The organism is Bradyrhizobium sp. KBS0727 (assembly GCF_005937885.2).
In the GTDB taxonomy this organism is placed as follows: Bacteria; Pseudomonadota; Alphaproteobacteria; order Rhizobiales; family Xanthobacteraceae; genus Bradyrhizobium.
This window is the reverse complement of record NZ_CP042176.1, coordinates 3,097,822-3,115,457: the sequence shown is the minus strand read 5'-3', so window position 1 is coordinate 3,115,457 and position 17,636 is coordinate 3,097,822. Positions and strand designations below refer to the sequence as shown.

Annotated in this window: 15 protein-coding genes; 4 read left to right on the top strand and 11 right to left on the bottom strand. The window is 64.4% G+C overall.

The features are described 5' to 3' along the window. Positions 1 to 89: 89 nt before the first annotated feature. Both FFI89_RS14190 and FFI89_RS14180 read right to left on the bottom strand, forming a co-directional pair. Complete coding sequence (locus FFI89_RS14190) at positions 90 to 773, bottom strand: RlmE family RNA methyltransferase (RefSeq protein ID WP_138837498.1); 684 nt, start codon at positions 771 to 773, stop codon at positions 90 to 92. A gap of 113 nt (positions 774 to 886) precedes the next feature. After that, on the bottom strand, positions 887 to 1,927 hold the full coding sequence (locus FFI89_RS14180) for a Ppx/GppA phosphatase family protein (protein ID WP_138837496.1): 1,041 nt from the start codon (positions 1,925 to 1,927) through the stop codon (positions 887 to 889). A 199-nt stretch (positions 1,928 to 2,126) separates the two neighbouring features. Between FFI89_RS14180 and FFI89_RS14175 the strand changes: the two genes are divergently transcribed. Then, positions 2,127 to 4,502, top strand: coding sequence for a xanthine dehydrogenase family protein molybdopterin-binding subunit (locus FFI89_RS14175; RefSeq protein WP_138837494.1), 2,376 nt, complete (start codon positions 2,127 to 2,129; stop codon positions 4,500 to 4,502). Positions 4,503 to 4,648: 146 nt separating this feature from the next. On the opposite strand, the gene FFI89_RS14165 is transcribed toward FFI89_RS14175, so the two are convergent. Continuing rightward, positions 4,649 to 5,257, bottom strand: coding sequence for a 2-hydroxychromene-2-carboxylate isomerase (locus tag FFI89_RS14165; RefSeq protein WP_138837490.1), 609 nt, complete (start codon positions 5,255 to 5,257; stop codon positions 4,649 to 4,651). 4 nt (positions 5,258 to 5,261) lie between these two features. Continuing rightward, a complete protein-coding gene (locus FFI89_RS14160; protein WP_138837488.1) occupies positions 5,262 to 6,050 on the bottom strand; it encodes a hypothetical protein in 789 nt (262 codons plus the stop codon). Between the two features lie 166 nt (positions 6,051 to 6,216). On the opposite strand from FFI89_RS14160, the gene FFI89_RS14155 reads away from it, so the two are divergent. The 3 genes from FFI89_RS14155 to FFI89_RS14145 all read left to right on the top strand — a co-directional run bounded on the left by FFI89_RS14155 (position 6,217) and on the right by FFI89_RS14145 (position 9,683). After that, positions 6,217 to 6,714: a YaiI/YqxD family protein gene (locus FFI89_RS14155; RefSeq protein ID WP_138837486.1), complete on the top strand. Its 498-nt coding sequence runs from the start codon at positions 6,217 to 6,219 to the stop codon at positions 6,712 to 6,714. Between the two features lie 9 nt (positions 6,715 to 6,723). Next, the gene (locus FFI89_RS14150) at positions 6,724 to 8,535 is read left to right on the top strand and encodes an ABC-F family ATP-binding cassette domain-containing protein (RefSeq protein ID WP_138837484.1); all 1,812 of its coding nucleotides are present in this window, start codon (positions 6,724 to 6,726) and stop codon (positions 8,533 to 8,535) included. Between the two features lie 65 nt (positions 8,536 to 8,600). Then, positions 8,601 to 9,683 carry a D-TA family PLP-dependent enzyme gene (locus FFI89_RS14145; protein WP_138837483.1) on the top strand — a complete coding sequence of 361 codons (1,083 nt, stop codon included), beginning with the start codon at positions 8,601 to 8,603 and terminating at the stop codon, positions 9,681 to 9,683. 116 nt (positions 9,684 to 9,799) lie between these two features. On the opposite strand, the gene FFI89_RS14140 is transcribed toward FFI89_RS14145, so the two are convergent. The 7 genes from FFI89_RS14140 to FFI89_RS14110 all read right to left on the bottom strand — a co-directional run bounded on the left by FFI89_RS14140 (position 9,800) and on the right by FFI89_RS14110 (position 17,623). Beyond that, entirely contained in the window at positions 9,800 to 11,047 is a 1,248-nt protein-coding gene (locus FFI89_RS14140) for a TIGR03862 family flavoprotein (protein WP_138839263.1), read from the bottom strand. A 136-nt stretch (positions 11,048 to 11,183) separates the two neighbouring features. After that, positions 11,184 to 12,101 carry an SDR family NAD(P)-dependent oxidoreductase gene (locus FFI89_RS14135; RefSeq protein WP_138837481.1) on the bottom strand — a complete coding sequence of 306 codons (918 nt, stop codon included), beginning with the start codon at positions 12,099 to 12,101 and terminating at the stop codon, positions 11,184 to 11,186. A gap of 139 nt (positions 12,102 to 12,240) precedes the next feature. After that, on the bottom strand, positions 12,241 to 12,720 hold the full coding sequence (locus FFI89_RS14130; RefSeq protein ID WP_138837479.1) for a MaoC family dehydratase: 480 nt from the start codon (positions 12,718 to 12,720) through the stop codon (positions 12,241 to 12,243). Positions 12,721 to 12,723: 3 nt separating this feature from the next. Beyond that, positions 12,724 to 14,457 carry an AMP-binding protein gene (locus FFI89_RS14125; RefSeq protein WP_138837477.1) on the bottom strand — a complete coding sequence of 578 codons (1,734 nt, stop codon included), beginning with the start codon at positions 14,455 to 14,457 and terminating at the stop codon, positions 12,724 to 12,726. A 19-nt stretch (positions 14,458 to 14,476) separates the two neighbouring features. Beyond that, entirely contained in the window at positions 14,477 to 15,364 is an 888-nt protein-coding gene (gene mmsB / locus FFI89_RS14120) for a 3-hydroxyisobutyrate dehydrogenase (RefSeq protein ID WP_138837475.1), read from the bottom strand. A 34-nt stretch (positions 15,365 to 15,398) separates the two neighbouring features. Then, a complete protein-coding gene (locus FFI89_RS14115) occupies positions 15,399 to 16,481 on the bottom strand; it encodes an enoyl-CoA hydratase/isomerase family protein (protein WP_138837473.1) in 1,083 nt (360 codons plus the stop codon). Then, complete coding sequence (locus FFI89_RS14110; protein ID WP_138837471.1) at positions 16,478 to 17,623, bottom strand: isobutyryl-CoA dehydrogenase; 1,146 nt, start codon at positions 17,621 to 17,623, stop codon at positions 16,478 to 16,480. Before FFI89_RS14110 ends, FFI89_RS14115 begins: the two co-directional genes overlap by 4 nt. Positions 17,624 to 17,636 lie beyond the last annotated feature (13 nt).

The following is a 17,636-nucleotide window of genomic DNA, read 5'->3' as shown; positions in this document are numbered from 1 at the left end:
CGCTGTCGTGACGGCTCTCTACCTTTATGGAGAGAGTAAGCCCTCGGTGACGACGGCTGCCAGTGTGACCGCGCCAGCTTCCGTGAAAATTACTTCGCCGCGCCGCGAAACCCCGTCGCCAAGACATAGCGTTCCGAAGAATCTGCCCGGCTCGAAGCCGGCTTGACGTGGCGCACGGTGGCGAAATCGCGTTTCAATTGCGCCAGCAGCTCGCCCTCGGCGCCGCTCTGGAACACCTTTGCCAGAAAGGTTCCGCCGGGATTGAGCACGTCGCAGGCAAACGCGGCCGCACTCTCGACCAGACCGATGATGCGGAGCTGATCGGTCTTGCGGTGGCCGGTGGTGTTGGCGGCCATGTCGGACATCACGACATCGGCGCGGGTGCCCATCATCGCGATCAGTTTTTCCGGCGCGTCGTCGGCCAGAAAATCGAGTTGCGCAAACTCGACGCCGGGGACCTCAGGCATTTCCAGGAGATCGATCGCGACGATCTTGCCCTTGCCGTTGGTCCTGCCGATGCGCTTGGCCGCGACCTGGCTCCAGCCGCCGGGCGCGGCGCCGAGGTCGACCACCGAAATGCCCTGCTTGAGGAAGTGATACTTGTCGTCGATCTCGATCAGCTTATAGGCCGCGCGCGAGCGCCACCCGTCCCGCTTGGCCTGCGCCACATAGGGATCGTTGAGCTGGCGTTCCAGCCAGAGTTTTGACGACAGCTTGCGCTTGCCACCGCTTTTGACCGTGACGTGCAGCCGTCCGGTGGTGTCTTTTGCCATCTCTATTCCCGTTGTCATTCCGGGATGGTCCGAAGGACCAGACCCGGAATCTCGAGATTCCGGGTTCGATGCTTCGCATCGCCCGGAATGACGTCAGTACGTTCAACCGCGCCTTAGCACGCCTTGAGCGCGCCGTCCTCGCGCATCATCTCGACCAGCATGCCCTCACGCAGGCCGCGGTCGGCGACGCGGAGCCGGGGCAGCGGAAAGGCGTCACGGATCGCGTCGAGAATGGCGCACCCCGCCAGCACCAGATCGGCACGCTCGATGCTGATGCAATTGTTGTCGGCGCGTTCCTGGTAGCTCATGCCCAGCAGCCGGGTGATCACGGCCGTAACGTCCGAATTGTTCATCCAGACACCGTCGATCCGCCTGCGGTCGTAGCGCGTCAGGTTGAGATGGACGCCGGCCAGCGTCGTGACCGTGCCTGAGGTACCCAGCATGTGCATGTCGCTGATATCACGGGCGTGCTCGGTCGCGAATGACGCAACATGTTGCGCGACCTCCGCCACCATCCGCGCATAGGAATCCGTGGTCACATCCTTGCCGCCGAAATGCTCGGCCAGCGTGACAACGCCGAGCGGGATCGACATCCATGCCTTGATCCGCGGCGACGCATTCGCTGCTTCCGGATCGCGCTCGATCCGCACCAGTTCCGTCGAGCCGCCGCCGATGTCGAACAGGATGGCGCCGCGCCCCCTGGGGTCGAGCAGCGGCGAGCAGCCGACCATCGCCAGCGTCGCCTCAGTCTCGCGATCGATCACCTCAAGCCGGATCCCGGTCTCCCGGGCCACCCTGGCCCGAAAGCTCTCGGCATTATCGGCCGCGCGGCAGGCTTCGGTCGCGATCAGCCGCAGGCGTTTAGCTTTGCGATAGCGGATCTTGTCGCTGCAGATGCCGAGCGCGGCGATGGCGCGGTCGATCGCCGCTTCGCTGATGGAACCGGTCGCCGCGATGCCCTCGCCCAACCGGATGATACGCGAAAACGAGTCGACGACGCGAAACCCGTCGCCCGCGGGACTGGCGATCAGGAGCCGGCAATTGTTGGTGCCAAGGTCGAGCGCCGCGTAGACGCCGTTTTCGACGCCTGCCACAGCCGACCCTGACGGGCTTCGGGCCGTTAGGCCTTCGCGAAGCCGCGTATCCTCGTTCATCAAAATTGTCTTTCCACGGCCGTGAGACCGGCCGCCGAAGAATTACCGTTCACGGAAACTTTAGCAGCGCCAAGGGGGTAAGCAACAACCCATCACATAGGACCATGCCCAATCAGGCGTTGTCGCTGACGACGCGGTGCGTTATTTGAGCGGGAGCCCGCGAAACCCGCGAGAATCCAAGCATTTCAGGTGTTTTTCGATGCAAGATCATACGTCGCCGTCCTCCCTCGAAAACGCTATTGCACTGCAAAAATACGGTGTCGGGCAGCCGGTGCGCCGCAAGGAGGACGACACGCTGGTCCGCGGCAAGGGCCGATACACCGACGATTTCGTGGCTCCCGGCCAAGCCTATTGCTGGATGGTCCGCTCCAGCCACGCCCACGGCATTATCCGCGGCATCGACACCACGGCTGCGAAAGCAATGCCCGGCGTGCTCGGCGCCTGGACCGGCACCGACCTCGCGGCCGCCGGCTACAACCCCTTTACCTGCGGCCTGCCGCTGAAGAGCCGGGACGGCTCGCCGCTGCTGCAGACCAACCGTCCGGCGCTCGCGACCGACAAGGTGCGTTTCGTCGGCGATCCTGTGGCCTTTGTCGTCGCCGAGACATTGGCGCAGGCGCGCGATGCGGCCGAAGCCGTCGAACTCGACATCGAGCCGCTTCCCGCCGTCACCGACGCCGCGGAAGCCGCCAAGCCCGGCGCGCCACAGCTTTACGACCACATCCCCAACAACGTCGCGCTCGACTATCACTATGGCGACGCCGCGAAGATCGACGCGGCATTTGCCAGTGCCGCGCACGTCACCAAACTCGATATCGTCAACACCCGCGTCGCCGTGGTCTCGATGGAACCGCGCGTGGCGCTGGCCGCCTATGACAAGACCAGCGAGCGCTTCACGATACAGGTGCCGACCCAGGGCGTTTCCGGCAACAAGGCCGGCTTTGCCAAGATCCTGAACGTGCCGACCGACAAGGTCCGCATTCTCACCGCCAATGTCGGCGGTTCGTTCGGCATGAAAAACATGAACTATCCCGAATACACCTGCATTGCGCACGCGGCGAAGATGCTCGGCCGCCCGGTGAAGTGGACCGACGAGCGATCGACCAGCTTCCTGTCCGACAGCCAGGGCCGCGCGCAGCTCATGCACGCCGAACTGGCACTCGACGCCGAGGGTAAATTTTTGGCGGTGCGCCTGTCGGGTTACGGCAATCTCGGCGCCTACATCACCGGCGTGGCGCCGGGTCCGTTGTCGCTCAACACCGGCAAGAACCTCGCCAGCGTCTACCGCACGCCGCTGCTCGGCGTCGATATCAAGACGGTTTTGACCAACACCACGCTGATGGGTGCCTATCGCGGCGCCGGCCGGCCCGAAGCCAATTACTACATGGAGCGGCTCATCGACCGCGCCGCCGACGAGATGGGCATCAACCGCGTCACCTTGCGCAAGCGCAACTTCATCAAGCCGGCGCAACTGCCGTTCGCGGCCGCCTCCGGCGTCACCTATGACAGCGGCGACTTCGCCGGCGTCTTCAACAAGGCGCTGGAGATTTCCGACCACGCCAATTTTGCCAGGCGGAAGAAGGAAAGCAAAAAGAACGGCAAGCTGCGCGGCATCGCGGTCGGCTCTTATCTGGAAGTCACCGCCCCGCCGAGCGGCGAACTCGGCAAGATCACGTTCGAGCCGGATGGTTCGGTCAAGCTGACCACCGGCACGCTGGATTACGGCCAGGGCCACGCCACGCCGTTCGCGCAGGTGCTGTCGGCCCAGCTCGGCGTACCCTTCGAGAAGATCACGCTCGAACAGGGCGACAGTGACCTCGTGCGTTTCGGCAACGGCACCGGCGGCTCGCGCTCGATCACCGCGACGGGCCAGGCGATCGTCGAATCCTCCGCGCTGGTGGTCGAAAAGGGCAAGCAGGCCGCGGCCCATCTGATGGAAGCCTCCGAAGGCGATATCGAGTTCGCCAATGGCCGCTTCACCATCGCCGGCACCGACCGTTCGATCGGCATCATGGAACTGGCGCAGCGCCTGCGCGACGGCAAGATACCGGAAGGCACGCCGTCATCGCTCGACGTCGACCATGCCACCAAGGACACGCCGTCGACGTTCCCGAACGGCTGCCATGTCGCGGAAGTCGAGATCGATCCCGACACCGGCGTGACCCGGATCGTACGTTATTTCGCCGTCAATGATTTCGGCACCGTCGTCAACCCGATGATCGTCGCCGGCCAGTTGCATGGTGGCGTCGCCCAGGGCATCGGCCAGGCGCTGATGGAGGAGGTCAGTTACGACGAAAGCGGCCAGCCGATCACCGGCTCGTTCATGGACTACGCCATGCCGCGCGCCGAAGACATTCCTTCGATGGAAGTCGGCGACCACCCCTCGCCCGCCAAAACCAATCCGCTGGGCACCAAGGGCTGCGGCGAAGCCGGCTGCGCCGGCAGCCTGGTCTGCATCGTCAATGCGGTGATCGATGCGCTGTCGGAGTACGGCATCACGCAGATCGAGATGCCGCTGACGCCGGAGCGGGTCTGGCGCGCGATCCAGGACGCGAAGAAGACGAAGGCGGCGTAACGATACGCCGAAGCGCGCGCCGTCATGCCCGGGCTTGTCCCGGGCATCCACGCCTTAACGGTCGTGCAGAAAGACGTGGATGGCCGGGACAAGCCCGGCCATGACGGAAAGCTATTCGCAGAGCTCACGTACCTCTGGTACCTTTTTTACGCCGCCATCTTCAGAGCGCGGTCCAATAGCTCCAGCCGGTCCTGGCCCCAGAAGATTTCGCCTGACGGCAGCACGTAGCTCGGCGCGCCGAATACGCCGGCCTTCACGGCTTCCTGGGTATATTGCTCGAGCAGCGCATCGAGTTCCGCATCCGACGGGCTGCCCGCGCGCAGCACCGCCGCGTCGAGGCCCGCGCGCGCGGCCGCCGAAGCGAGGGTGGCGGGATCGGCCAGTGTCTCCTCGCGCTCCCACAGCGCGCGGCCCAACTCCAGCGACAGCCGGTGGGCGTCCTTGCCCTGCAGCTTGGCCGCGATCACGAGTCGCGTCGCGGCGGAGTCGTCGCAGGGGAAATATTTGGGCTCGAGGTTGAGCGGCCGTTCCCGCATCTCGCGCCAGCGCTTCAAATCCATCAAGCGGTAGGCCTGCCGCTGCGGCGAGCGTTTTGGTAGCGGCAACCCGCCGGTCTGTTCGAAGATCGGCCCGAACTTGGCCGGCTTGATGTTGACGGTCGCGCCATGGCGCCGGGCGATCTCGGCGAACGGCGCGCTGCCGAGATAAGTCCAGGGCGAGTTGAGGCTGACGTAATAATCGATGGTGACGGGCATGACGCTACGCCGCCGCCTGTTCGCGCGGCTGGTAGATCGCGATGTGATGGCAATGCGCTAGCGCAGTCTTGCCGTTGGCGACGACCAGCGCGTCGAGCTCGACGAAGCGGTGGCCCTTTTTGTCGTAGTTGCCGGTCACCTTGGCGCGCGCCGTGATCACGTCGCCGGCGTTGGCGGCCGACAACAGCTGCATCTGGCTGCCGACGTGAATCCACGGGCCCAGGATGGCATTGTCGACCAGCACCTTGTTCATCACCCGCTGCAACAGGCCGGGATGGCCGAGGCCTTCGCGTGCGTAAATCGGATCGGTTTCCCTGATATCGGCGAGATATTCGCGTGCCGAATCGCCCGCCCAGTCGCGCGGGAGCGTGCCGAGCCATTTGCCGACTTCGTAGGAGCCGGCATTGACCGGATGACGTTCGGCGACGGGGGCGACTTCCCTGAAATCGGAGAGAGAGAATCCCGGCGCGGACGCCGGCAGAGACGCCGTGCCGGTGGCGCAGAGTGCGCCCCGGCTGTGGACCTCAATGGAAAGAATGCCGCCGGTTTCGGTGCCCGTCAGTTCGGCGACCTCGCCGTCATAGACCGGCTTGACGAAGCGCGCATCCATCAGCCCGCGTTCGAGGAAGGCGCGGCCCCATTTTTCGACCGGCAGATGGGTCATATAGGCGAAAACGTCGACGCCGGGGACGAGGCCGCCCGAGAAGCCGAACCGGCGCGCCACGGTATCGTCGTGGATCTTGTTTTCGGACTGTTTCGAGGTGTTGTGGGCGGTGACGCGGTAGCTGGTCATGTCCTCAGGTTTCCTCTGATTTTGTTGTTATTTGGCTATGTTTTCTTGGGGTTATCGTACGCAAAGAAACCGTCATGGCAAGCATGTTCCCGGCCCTGTTTCCCTCGCAATTCCTGACCCGATGGAGTACCACCCGCGAAACGGAATATGGACCGAATCCACCTCTATGCCGCCTGACGCGAACACCCCTCGGATCTACGTCGATGCCGACGCCTGCCCCGTGAAGGACGAGATCTATCGCGTCGCGCTCCGGCACGGGCTGCCGGTCAGCGTCGTCGCGGGCAATTTCATCCGCGTGCCACAGGATCCGCTGATCGAGCGCATCGCGGCCGGTTCCGGCATGGATGCCGCCGACGACTGGATCGCGGAGCGCGCGCACAAGGGCGACATCGTCATCACCTCGGATATCCCGCTCGCCAGCCGCTGCGTCAAAGCCGGTGCCGAAGTGATCGCGCCCAACGGCAAGCCGTTCACGGAACAATCGATCGGCATGACCTTGGCGGTGCGCAACCTGATGACCGATTTGCGCTCGTCCGGCGAAGTTACCGGCGGCCCGAAATCCTATTCTCCCCGCGACCGTTCGGCCTTCCTGTCGACGCTCGACCAGACCATTCGCCGGATCCAGCGCCAGCGCGCCGAACAGCCCGCGCCGAACCAGAATTGAAGTGAGAGCATGGCGCCGCCGCTGATCCAGTTGAAAGATATCCGCCTGACTTTTGGCGGCACGCCGCTGTTGTCGGGCGTCGAATTGTCGGTGTCGTCGGGCGAGCGGGTCTGCCTGATCGGCCGCAACGGCTCCGGCAAGTCGACGCTCTTGAAGATCGCTGCGGGGATCGTCGAGCCCGACGGCGGCAGCCGCTTCGTGCAGCCCGGCGCCACCATCCGCTACCTGCCGCAGGAGCCAGATTTCGGCGATCACAAGACCACGCTAGCTTATGTCGAGGCCGGGCTCGGCCCCGGCGACGACCATTATCAGGCGCGCTATCTCGTCGAGCAGCTCGGGCTCACCGGCAACGAAGACCCCGCGCATGTCTCCGGCGGCGAAGCCCGCCGCGCGGCGCTGGCACGGGTGCTGGCGCCCTCGCCCGACATCCTGCTGCTGGACGAGCCGACCAACCATCTGGATCTGCCGACCATCGAATGGCTGGAAGGCGAACTGGAAAGCCGCCGCTGCGCGCTGGTCATCATCAGCCATGACCGCCGCTTCCTCTCCAATCTGTCGCGCCAAACCGCCTGGCTCGATCGCGGCCAGATCAAGCAGATCGACCGCGGCTTCAGTGCCTTCGAATCCTGGCGCGACGAGGTGCTGGCCGAGGAAGAGCGCGACCAGCACAAGCTCGACCGCAAGATCGTCAATGAGGAACACTGGCTGCGTTACGGCGTCTCCGGCCGCCGCAAGCGCAACGTCAAACGGCTCGGCAATCTGTATGAACTGCGCGACCAGCGCCGCACCTATCGCGGCGCCACCGGCAATGCCAGCCTCGCCGCCGCCGAAGCCGACAAATCCGGCAAGCTGGTGATCGAGGCCAAGAACATCAGCAAGGCCTATGGCGAACGCAAGATCGTCGACAATTTCTCGATCCGGGTGCAGCGCGGCGACCGCATCGGCATTGTCGGCCCGAACGGCGCCGGCAAGACCACGCTGATCGAGATGCTGACCGGCGGCAGCGAGCCTGACTCAGGCACGATCCGCCTCGGCGCCAACATCGAAATGGCGACGCTGGACCAGCACCGCGAAAGCCTCGATCCCAAATCGACATTGGCGGAAGCCCTCACCGGCGGCCGCGGCGACCATGTCATGGTCGGCGGCAAGCCGAAGCACGTCGTCAGCTACATGAAGGATTTTCTGTTCGCGCAGGAGCAGATGCGCACGCCGCTGGAAGTGCTCTCCGGCGGCGAGCGCGGCCGGGTCATGCTGGCCCGCTCGCTGGCCAAGCCTTCGAACCTCCTCGTGCTGGACGAACCGACCAACGACCTCGATCTCGAAACCCTCGACGTGCTCGAGGAAATGCTCGGCGATTACGAGGGCACGGTGATGCTGATCAGCCATGACCGCGACTTCCTCGACCGCGTGGTCACGTCGGTCATCGTCCCCGAAGGCCAGGGCCGCTGGATCGAGTATGCCGGCGGCTATACCGACATGCTGGCGCAGCGCCGCGCCGACCTGAAGCGCGAGACCGTGGTCGCGGCATCGGCCGACGAAGCCAAGAAGCCGAAAAGCACCGCCGCTTCGGGCACCTCCAAGCGCCGTCTCACCTTCAACGAGAAGCACGCGCTGGATATGCTGCCCAAGACCATCGCCAAGCTGCAGGCCGAAATTGCCAAACTCCAGCGCTTCCTTGACGATCCCAATCTTTACGCCAAGGATCGCAAGAAGTTCGACGCGACTTCGGCCGCGATCGGCAAGGCCCAGAAAGACATGGAAGAAGCCGAAAACCGCTGGCTGGAACTTGAAGTGTTGCGTGAAGAGATCGAGCAGGCGTAGCGCGTGTTCCGCAAAAGTGGACACGGGTATTGCGATCAGAACACGCGCAAAAAATAGGACTTCCCATGACCACATCCCTCGCCGCCAAAATCGCCCGCGAATACGGCACGCCCGCCGCCGTGATCGACATGGACCGGGTCGAGCGCAACATCGCGCGCATCCAGGCGGCCTGCGATGCCGCCGGCGTCGCCAACCGGCCGCACATCAAGACCCACAAAAGCCCGCTGCTGGCCCAGATACAGATTGCGGCCGGCGCCAAAGGCATCACCTGCCAGAAGCTCGGCGAAGCCGAGATCATGGCAGACGCCGGGATCGACGACATCCTGATCAGCTACAACCTGATCGGCGAGGAAAAGATGGCCCGGCTCGGCGCGCTGCAGGCCAAGGCCAACATGACGGTGGCTGCGGACAATTCGACCGTGATCGCGGGCCTGCCGCAGGCAGCTAACGCCTCGGGCCGACCGCTTTCCGTGGTGGTCGAATGCGACACCGGGCGCAAGCGCGCCGGCGTCGAGACACCCGGCGAGGCCATCGCGCTGGCGCGCGAAATCGCGGCCTCGAAGGGATTGGTCTTTGCCGGCTTCATGCTGTACCCGACCGAAACCGGCTGGGCCGACGCACAAAAGTTCTTCGACGAGGCACTGGCCGGCGTCCGCGCCCACGGGCTCGATGCGACCATCGTCTCCACCGGCGGCACGCCGAACCTTAAAAACGTCGGCAAGCTGAAGGGCGCCACCGAACACCGGCCCGGCACTTATATCTACAACGACCGCATGCAGGTCGCCGCCGGCGTCGCCAGTTGGGACGATTGCGCGCTCAACATCTATTCCACCGTCGTCAGCCGCGCCGGCCCCGATCGCGGCATTCTCGATGCCGGCTCCAAGACGCTGACCTCAGACACCGGCGGCGGCCTCGACGGCCACGGCCTCATTCTGGAACACCCCGAAGCCAAGATCGCCCGCTTTGCCGAGGAGCACGGCTTTCTCGATCTGGCCCGCAGCAATACCCGGCCGGTTGTCGGCGACGTCGTGCGGATCGTGCCCAACCACGTCTGCGTCGTCGTCAACATGATGGATGAGGTGGTGATGGTGCGGGGAGACGAGATCATCGGCACATTGCCGGTCGCGGCGCGGGGGAGGTTGCGGTAGGCGAATGGCGAGTAGCGAATGGCGAATAGGGAGCACGTCATTCCGGGGCGATGCGAAGCATCGAACCCGGAATCTCGAGATTCCGGGTTCGCTTCGCGCCCCGGAATGACAATTCGCTATTCGCTACTCGCCATTCGCCTCTCCAGCCACTTCAACACACCCCTGCCCGCCGCCGCGCCCGTCGCAAACGAGGCCTGCAGCAGATAACCGCCGGTTGGGGCTTCCCAGTCGAGCATTTCGCCAGCCGCAAACACGCCGGGCAAACGGCGAAGCATGTAATCGGTATCGAGCTCAGCGAACGATATCCCGCCCGCGGTCGAGATTGCGCGCGCGATCGGGGCGGTGCCGGTGAGTTCGATCGGGACGGCGTTGATCAGTCGGACGAGATCGGCCGGAGCCAGCGACGGCAACGAAACATTCGAGGCCTTGGCCGCCTCCTGCAGCAATCCGATGGCTACCGGTGAAAGGCTTGCAGCCTTGCGCAGGAAATTGGACAGCGATTGCTTTCCCTTTGGCGCGGAAACCTTCGCGATCAGATCATTCGGATCGAGATCGGGCCGCAGGGCGATATGCAGGGTTGCCCGTCCCGAGCTATCGATCGCCTCGCGCAAATCGGCCGACAACGCATAGATCGCGCCGCCTTCAATGCCCGTGCGGGTGACGACGCATTCGCCGCGAATGGTGTTCCGGCCTGATGTCAGCGCGACGCCCTTCAGCGGCTGCCCCTCGAAGCGGTCGCGGAAAATATCCGACCAGGCGACGGTGAAGCCGGAATTGGCCGGCCGAAGCCGGGATATGTTGACGCCTTTGGCGCCAAGCGTTTCCACCCACGATCCATCCGATCCAAGCCGCGGCCAGCTCGCGCCGCCGAGTGCCAGCACGGTGGCGGCGGCTTCCACGCTGCGCGGTCCATCCGGCGTTTGAAAACAGAGATGGCCGTTTTTGTCCCAGCCGGTCCAGCGCTGACGCAGCACCAATTTCACGCCTAGCGAGTCCAGCCGCCGCAGCCATGCACGCAGCAAGGGCGACGCCTTGAATGCCTTTGGAAACACCCGGCCGCTGGAGCCGACAAAAGTCTCCTGCCCCAGCGCTTCGCTCCACTCGCGCAAGGCGTCTGGCGGAAATGCGTCGATGGCGGCCTGGAGATACGGCGGGGCCTCGCGATAGCGCGCAAGAAATTGCGGTAGCGGTTCGCTGTGCGTCAGATTGAGTCCCCCGCGCCCGGCCATCAAAAACTTGCGGCCGGCGGAGGGCATCGCATCGTAGACGGTGACATCGGCACCGCCTTGCGCGAGTACCTCGGCCGCCATCAGGCCGGCGGGGCCGGCACCGATGATAGCGACGTTTTTGGGAGGTGACGACATGAGGGCAGTGTAGGCCGGATTGAAGGTTGGTAGGGTGGGCAAAGCGAAGCGTGCCCACCACTTTATACCGGCATTGGGAAGCATGGTGGGCACGGCGCGAAGAGCGCCTTTGCCCACCCTACGAAGCGGTCAAGCCTTACAGCTTGATCCCCGCCCTTGCCGCGGCCTGCGCGACATACTTCTGCGTCTGCTCGAACGCACCCTGCAACGCCTTGGCCTTCGACGTGTCGCTGATCTCGGCGAAATGGGCCGCGATCGCATCGGGCGTCCAGTCGGACTGCGCCAGATTGACACCCTCGGTCTCGATGATCTTGATCACCGCGAACGAGCCGGCGCCCGCGCCCATGATGGTGCGGGTCGGCGCGTCTTCGCTCAGCAGAAATTCCACCGCCGGGGTGATCGCCTCGGGGCGCATCAATGCCAGTGCCTGCGGCGGCAGCAATTCCTCGGTCATGCGGGTTGCCGCGGTCGGCGAGATGGTGTTGACGCGGATGTTGTTCTTGCGGCCTTCCTCGGCCAGCACGTTCATCAGGCCGACCATGCCGGCCTTGGCGGCGCCGTAATTGGCCTGGCCGAAATTGCCGAACAGGCCCGACGAAGACGTCGTCAGCACGATGCGGCCATAGTTGCGCTCGCGCATGCCGTCCCATACGGCCTTGCAACAGTAGAACGTGCCGACGAGATGGACATCGAGCACCTTGGCGAAGTCGGCGATGTCCATTTTCGCAAACGACTTGTCACGCAGGATGCCGGCATTGGCACACAGGAGATCGACGCTGCCCCACTCCTTGGTAGCCCGCTCGACCATCGCGGTGACTTGTCCGAACTTCGAGACGTCGGCGCCGTCGGCTATCGCCATGCCGCCGGCTTTCCGGATCTCCTCGACCACGGCCTCGGCCGGGGTCAGCGATCCGCCGGTGCCGTCGCGCGCTCCGCCGAAATCGTTGACGACCACCTTGGCGCCGCGGCTTGCCAGCCCCAGCGCGTGCGCCCGTCCCAGACCATTGCCCGCGCCGGTAACGATAGCGACGCGTCCGTCAAACCTGATTGCCATGATTATTTCCCGGATACTTGTCATGTCCGGGCTTGACCCGGGCATCCATCAAAAACGAAGGGTTTTTGAGCAGCGATGGGTTGCCGGGTCAACTGGTTTGAAGACGCGCCTCGCGCTTTTCCCGGCAACGCCGCAGAAGTCATTCGAAATAGATCAGCCCGATCCAGTCGGCCACCAGCGCCGGCTTGTCCTCGCCCTCGATCTCGACGGTGACGTTGGTGCGGGACTGCAACTCTTTCGGCTTGCGTAGCTTGGCTTCCGCGAGCGTGAACCGGCCGCGGACGCGTGAGCCCGCGCGCACCGGCGAGAGGAAACGCAGCTTGTCAAAACCGTAATTGACGCCCATCGCGGTGCCTTCGATGACGGGCATCACCTCGTAGGACATGATGCTCATCAGCGACATCGTCAGAAAGCCGTGCGCGATGGTGTTGCCGAACGCGGTTTCCTTTTTGGCGCGCTCCGGATCGACATGGATGAACTGATGATCCTCGATCACGTCGGCATAGACGTTGATCCTGGCCTGATCGAGCAGGTGCCATGACGACACGCCGATCTCCTTGCCGACCATGGCCTGATAGGCCTCAAACGAGACCGGCGGCTTCTTCCAGACTTCATTCATTCTCTAATTCTCCGATCCGGCCGTCCGCACCTTCTGCAGCTCCGGAAATTCTTCTTCACGGAACTCCTGCCCGCGCAGCGCATCATCACGGTTATTGTCATGTTCGAGCCGGCGCAACTGCACGCGGCGGATTTTTCCCGAAATCGTCTTCGGCAGTTCCGTCACCAGCTCGATCCGGCGGATACGCTTGAACGGCGCCAGCCGCGTGTGCAGGTGCTGGAAGATCGACAGCGCGGTGGCCGGCGAACGCGCCACCCCCGACACCAGCAGCACATAGGCCTTCGGAATCGCGAGACGAATCGGATCGGGACTCGGAACAACGGCGGCTTCCGCTACCGATTCGTGCTCGAGCAGCACGCTCTCCAGTTCGAACGGGCTGATGCGATAGTCGGACGATTTGAACACGTCGTCGGAGCGGCCGACGAAGGTAAGGTACCCCTCGTCATCGGCAAACACCACGTCGCCGCTGCGGTAGAGATCGCCGTCGGCGCCGCTGAGCTTGCCGTCATCGCCCTGATAGCCCTGCATCAGTCCGGCCGGCCGGTCGGCACCAAGCACCAGCGTGACCTCGCCTTCCTTGGTGATGTGGCCGTCATTGTCGGTGATCTGCACGCGGTAACCCGGCAGCGGCCGGCCCATCGAACCGACCTTGACCTTCTGGCCGGGCGAATTGCCGGCCAGTGCGGTGGTTTCGGTCTGGCCGTAACCGTCGCGGATCGTCAATCCCCACGCCGCCTGCACCTGATCGATCACTTCGGGGTTGAGCGGTTCTCCGGCGCCGCAGACTTCGCGCAAGGACACCTTGAAATCCGCCAGCCGCTCCTGGATGAACAGCCGCCACACCGTCGGCGGCGCACACAGCGTGGTGACGCCGCAGCGACCGACCGTTGCGAGCAACGCCTTGGCGTCGAAGCGCGGCTGATTGACCACGAACACCGTGGCGCCTGCATTCCACGGCGCGAACAAGCAGCTCCAGGCGTGCTTGGCCCAGCCCGGCGAGGAAATGTTCAGATGCACATCGCCAGGCTGCAAGCCCAACCAGAACATCGTCGACAGCGCGCCAACGGGATAACTGCGCTGGCTGTGCAGCACCAGTTTCGGCTTGGCGGTCGTGCCCGAGGTGAAATAGAGCAGCATCGGATCGTCGGCATTGGTCGGTCCGTCGGCTGTAAAGTTTTCGGACGCGCTGGAGGCGTCCTCGAACGGCAGCCAGCCATCGTGCTTCGACGAGGCGCCGACCACGATGCGAACGAGCTTGTCGCCGCCGAGGCCTGCGAACTTCGCGACCTGATCCTGCGAGGCCACCACCACCTTGGCGCGGCCACGATCGAGCCGGTCGCGCAACTCATCCGGCGTCAAGAGCGTCGTCGCGGGGATCACGACGACGCCGAGCTTCATCGCCGCCAGCATGGTCTCCCACAACGGCACGACATTGCCGAGCAGCAGCAACAGGTGATCGCCGCGCTTCAGTCCCTGCGCGCGCAGGAAATTTGCCACCTGATTGGAACGGCGCGACAGCGCCGAGAACGACAGCCTGGTCTGCTTGTCGCTGCCGGCATCGACGATCCACAGCGCGGTGCGATCCCGGCTGTCGGCATTGCGGGCCAGTTCGGCATCGAACCAGTCCAGCGCCCAGTTGAACGGAACCGGATCGGGCCAGCGAAATCCCTTCACGGCCGCATCGTAATCGGTGCGGTGCTTGAGCAGAAACGCGCGCGCTTCCTGGAAGGTCGTCATCAGGTCTCCCTGTGGTTTCTTATTTCCCGGCGAGACTCCGAACGTGCTGGATAATCCCGGAAAAATCTACCCCGCCGTTTCCGGCGGCGTCGAACGCCTTATAGATTTCCTGGGCGTGCTTGCCCAGCGGCGTCACGGCGCCCGCGGCGTTGGCCGCATCCTGCGCCAAGGTCAGGTCCTTGACCATCAGGTTGGAGGCGAAGCCCGGCTTGTAGCCGTTGTTGGCGGGCGACGTCGGCACCGGGCCCGGCACCGGGCAATAGGAGGTCAGCGCCCAGCACTGCCCCGACGAGGTCGAGGCCACATCGAACAGGGCCTGATGTGACAGCCCTAGTTTTTCGGCGAGCGCAAAGGCTTCGCCGACCCCGATCATGGAGATTCCCAAAATCATGTTGTTACAGATCTTGGCCGCCTGCCCGGCACCGGCTCCGCCGCAATGCACGATCTTCTTGCCCATGTTTTCCAGCACGGGTTTAGCCGCCGCGAACGACTTGTCGTCGCCGCCGCACATGAAGGTCAGCGTCGCGCCCTTGGCGCCGCCGGTTCCGCCCGACACCGGCGCATCGACCGAAAGCATGCCGTGTTTGGCCGCCAGCACATGCGCCTGCTTGGAGCTTTCGACGTCGATGGTCGAGCAATCAATGATCAGCGTGCCCTTAGCCATCGCCGGGATCACCTCGCCCCACACCGACAGCACATGCTTGCCGGCGGGCAACATGGTGACGACGACATCGGCGCCCTTGACCGAGCCCACCGAACTCTCGCTGATCGCCGCACCGTCAGCCTTGGCCTGATCGCGCGAGGCGGCGACCAGATCGAACGCGGTCACCTTGTGGCCGGCCTTGACCAGGTTGGCCGCCATCGGGCCGCCCATGTTGCCGAGGCCAATGAATGCGATATGTGCCATCTCGAATCCTCCGCTGGGGACGTTTCTGGTTTGATCAGCTGAATTTCAACTCGTCGGTACCGATTTCGGCGAAGTACGGCGCGACCATGTCAGGCGTGACGTCTTCGATGCGTGGCGGCGACCACGTCGGATTGCGGTCCTTGTCGATCACGGCGGCGCGCACGCCCTCGCGGAAATCGTCGCTGGCGAACACTTGCAGCGCAGCGCGATATTCCCGCACCAGGCATTCCTCCAGCGTACGCGACGTTCGCGCCAGCCGCAGCAGTTTCAGCGTCACCACCATACCGCGCGGCGATTTCTCGTTCAGTGTTTTCAAGGTCGCCCGCGCCAGTTCCGAGCCATCGCTGCGAAGCGCTGCGACGATGTCCTGCATTCGGTCATGCGCAAACCAGCCGTCGATGTTGGACTGCATCGCCGCCACGGGGCCTGCGGTGGCACCGGTCGCAAAGCCGCCGATCAGGGCGGTAACTTCCGCTGCCGTCACCCCGGCGCGAACTTTGGTCAGCGCCTCGCGCAAATCAGCCAGTTTGGCCGACGGCACGACCGCATCGGCAAAGCGGGCGTGGATGGCGTCGGGCCCGTTCATGGTCTGGCCGGTCAATCCGAAGTAGGTGCCGATTTCTCCCGGCGAATGCGACAGCAGCCAGGTGCCGCCGACATCGGGAAAGAAGCCGAGGCCGACTTCCGGCATCGCCAGTTTGGTCTTTTCGGTCACGACACGATGGCTGCTATGGGCTGATAGCCCGACGCCGCCGCCCATCACGATCCCGTCCATGAACGACACATAGGGCTTTGGGAACTTCTTGATGCGGGCGTTGAGGATGTATTCCTCGCGCCACAGGATCTTGCCGAGATCGCCCTTGACCTTCGAGCTCTCCCAGAGCGCGCGGATATCGCCGCCGGCGCACAGGCCGCGTTCGCCGGCGCCTTCCAGCAGGATCACGCTCACCGCGGGATCGGCCTCGAACACATCGAGCGCCTTGTCGATGTCGCGAAACATCTCCAGCGTCACGGCGTTGATCGTCTTGGGCCGGTTGAGGCGAATGACGCCGCAGGCGCCCTCGCGCTGGGCGATCAGATCGCCTTCGACGGGTGCTACGGCAGCGCTCGCCGTCATCGCGCGCCCTCGATCAATTTCCGCGAAACGATCAGCCGCATGATTTCGTTGGTCCCTTCCAGGATCTGGTGCACGCGCAGATCGCGCACGATCTTCTCAATGCCGTATTCGCTGAGATAGCCGTAACCACCGTGCAATTGAAGCGCCTGGTTGGCGACCTCGAAGCCGACGTCCGTGCCGAAGCGCTTGGCCATCGCGCACAGCATGGTCGCATCCGCATCCTTGCGGTCGAGCGCTGCCGCCGCGCGCCACACAAACGTCCGCGCCGCCTCCAGCTCGGTCGCCATGTCGGCGAGACGGAACTGCAGCGCCTGGAATTCGTCGAGCCGCTTGCCGAACGCCTTGCGCTCCTTCATGTAGGCCAGCGATTTGTCGAGCGCGCATTGCGCGCCGCCGAGCGAGCACGCGGCGATGTTGATGCGACCGCCGTCGAGACCGGCCATAGCGATCTTGAAGCCGATGCCCTCCTCGCCGAGACGATTTTCGATCGGCACACGGGCGTTCTCAAAAATCACGGCGCGCGTCGGCTGCGCGTTCCAGCCCATCTTGCGCTCGTTGGCGCCGAGCGAAACGCCCGGCGTATCGGCGGGAATGACCAGCGTCGAGATGCCGCCGGGGCCGTCGGCGCCGGTCCGCACCATCACGACATAGAGATCGCCGCCACCGGCGCCGGAAATGAACTGCTTCTGGCCGTTGAGCACGTAATGGTCGCCGTCGCGCACCGCGCGGGTGCGCAGCGCCGCGGCATCCGAGCCGGAGCCCGGCTCGGTCAGGCAATAGCTCGCCAGGTACTCCATGGTGCAGAGCTTCGGCAGCCACTTCTGGCGCTGGGCGTCATTTCCGAAGCCGTCGATCATCCACGACGCCATGTTGTGGATCGAGATGAACGCCGACACCGTCGGACAGCCCTGCGCCAGCGCCTCGAAGATCAGCGCGGCGTCGAACCGCGTCATCGCCGAGCCGCCGACGTCGTCCTTGATGTAGATGCCGCCCATGCCGAGCATGGCGGCCTCCCGCATCACGTCGACGGGGAAATGCTTCTCCTCGTCCCAGCGCAGCGCATGCGGCGCGATTTTTTCCGCGGCGAATTCCCGCGCCATATCGCGAACCGCAACCTGGTCCTCGTTGAGAGCGAACTGCATGTCGGCGCCCGGC

What these genes read in the sequence shown, in the direction of transcription:
- FFI89_RS14110 (WP_138837471.1), bottom strand. Translation starts at nt 17,623, where the DNA reads ATGCAGTTCGCTCTCAACGAGGACCAGGTTGCGGTTCGCGATATGGCG.
- FFI89_RS14130 (WP_138837479.1), bottom strand. Translation starts at nt 12,720, where the DNA reads ATGAATGAAGTCTGGAAGAAGCCGCCGGTCTCGTTTGAGGCCTATCAG.
- FFI89_RS14150 (WP_138837484.1), top strand. Translation starts at nt 6,724, where the DNA reads ATGGCGCCGCCGCTGATCCAGTTGAAAGATATCCGCCTGACTTTTGGC.
- mmsB (WP_138837475.1), bottom strand. Translation starts at nt 15,364, where the DNA reads ATGGCACATATCGCATTCATTGGCCTCGGCAACATGGGCGGCCCGATG.
- FFI89_RS14175 (WP_138837494.1), top strand. Translation starts at nt 2,127, where the DNA reads ATGCAAGATCATACGTCGCCGTCCTCCCTCGAAAACGCTATTGCACTG.
- FFI89_RS14135 (WP_138837481.1), bottom strand. Translation starts at nt 12,101, where the DNA reads ATGGCAATCAGGTTTGACGGACGCGTCGCTATCGTTACCGGCGCGGGC.
- FFI89_RS14140 (WP_138839263.1), bottom strand. Translation starts at nt 11,047, where the DNA reads ATGTCGTCACCTCCCAAAAACGTCGCTATCATCGGTGCCGGCCCCGCC.
- FFI89_RS14160 (WP_138837488.1), bottom strand. Translation starts at nt 6,050, where the DNA reads ATGACCAGCTACCGCGTCACCGCCCACAACACCTCGAAACAGTCCGAA.
- FFI89_RS14145 (WP_138837483.1), top strand. Translation starts at nt 8,601, where the DNA reads ATGACCACATCCCTCGCCGCCAAAATCGCCCGCGAATACGGCACGCCC.
- FFI89_RS14115 (WP_138837473.1), bottom strand. Translation starts at nt 16,481, where the DNA reads ATGACGGCGAGCGCTGCCGTAGCACCCGTCGAAGGCGATCTGATCGCC.
- FFI89_RS14155 (WP_138837486.1), top strand. Translation starts at nt 6,217, where the DNA reads ATGCCGCCTGACGCGAACACCCCTCGGATCTACGTCGATGCCGACGCC.
- FFI89_RS14125 (WP_138837477.1), bottom strand. Translation starts at nt 14,457, where the DNA reads ATGACGACCTTCCAGGAAGCGCGCGCGTTTCTGCTCAAGCACCGCACC.
- FFI89_RS14165 (WP_138837490.1), bottom strand. Translation starts at nt 5,257, where the DNA reads ATGCCCGTCACCATCGATTATTACGTCAGCCTCAACTCGCCCTGGACT.
- FFI89_RS14180 (WP_138837496.1), bottom strand. Translation starts at nt 1,927, where the DNA reads ATGAACGAGGATACGCGGCTTCGCGAAGGCCTAACGGCCCGAAGCCCG.
- FFI89_RS14190 (WP_138837498.1), bottom strand. Translation starts at nt 773, where the DNA reads ATGGCAAAAGACACCACCGGACGGCTGCACGTCACGGTCAAAAGCGGT.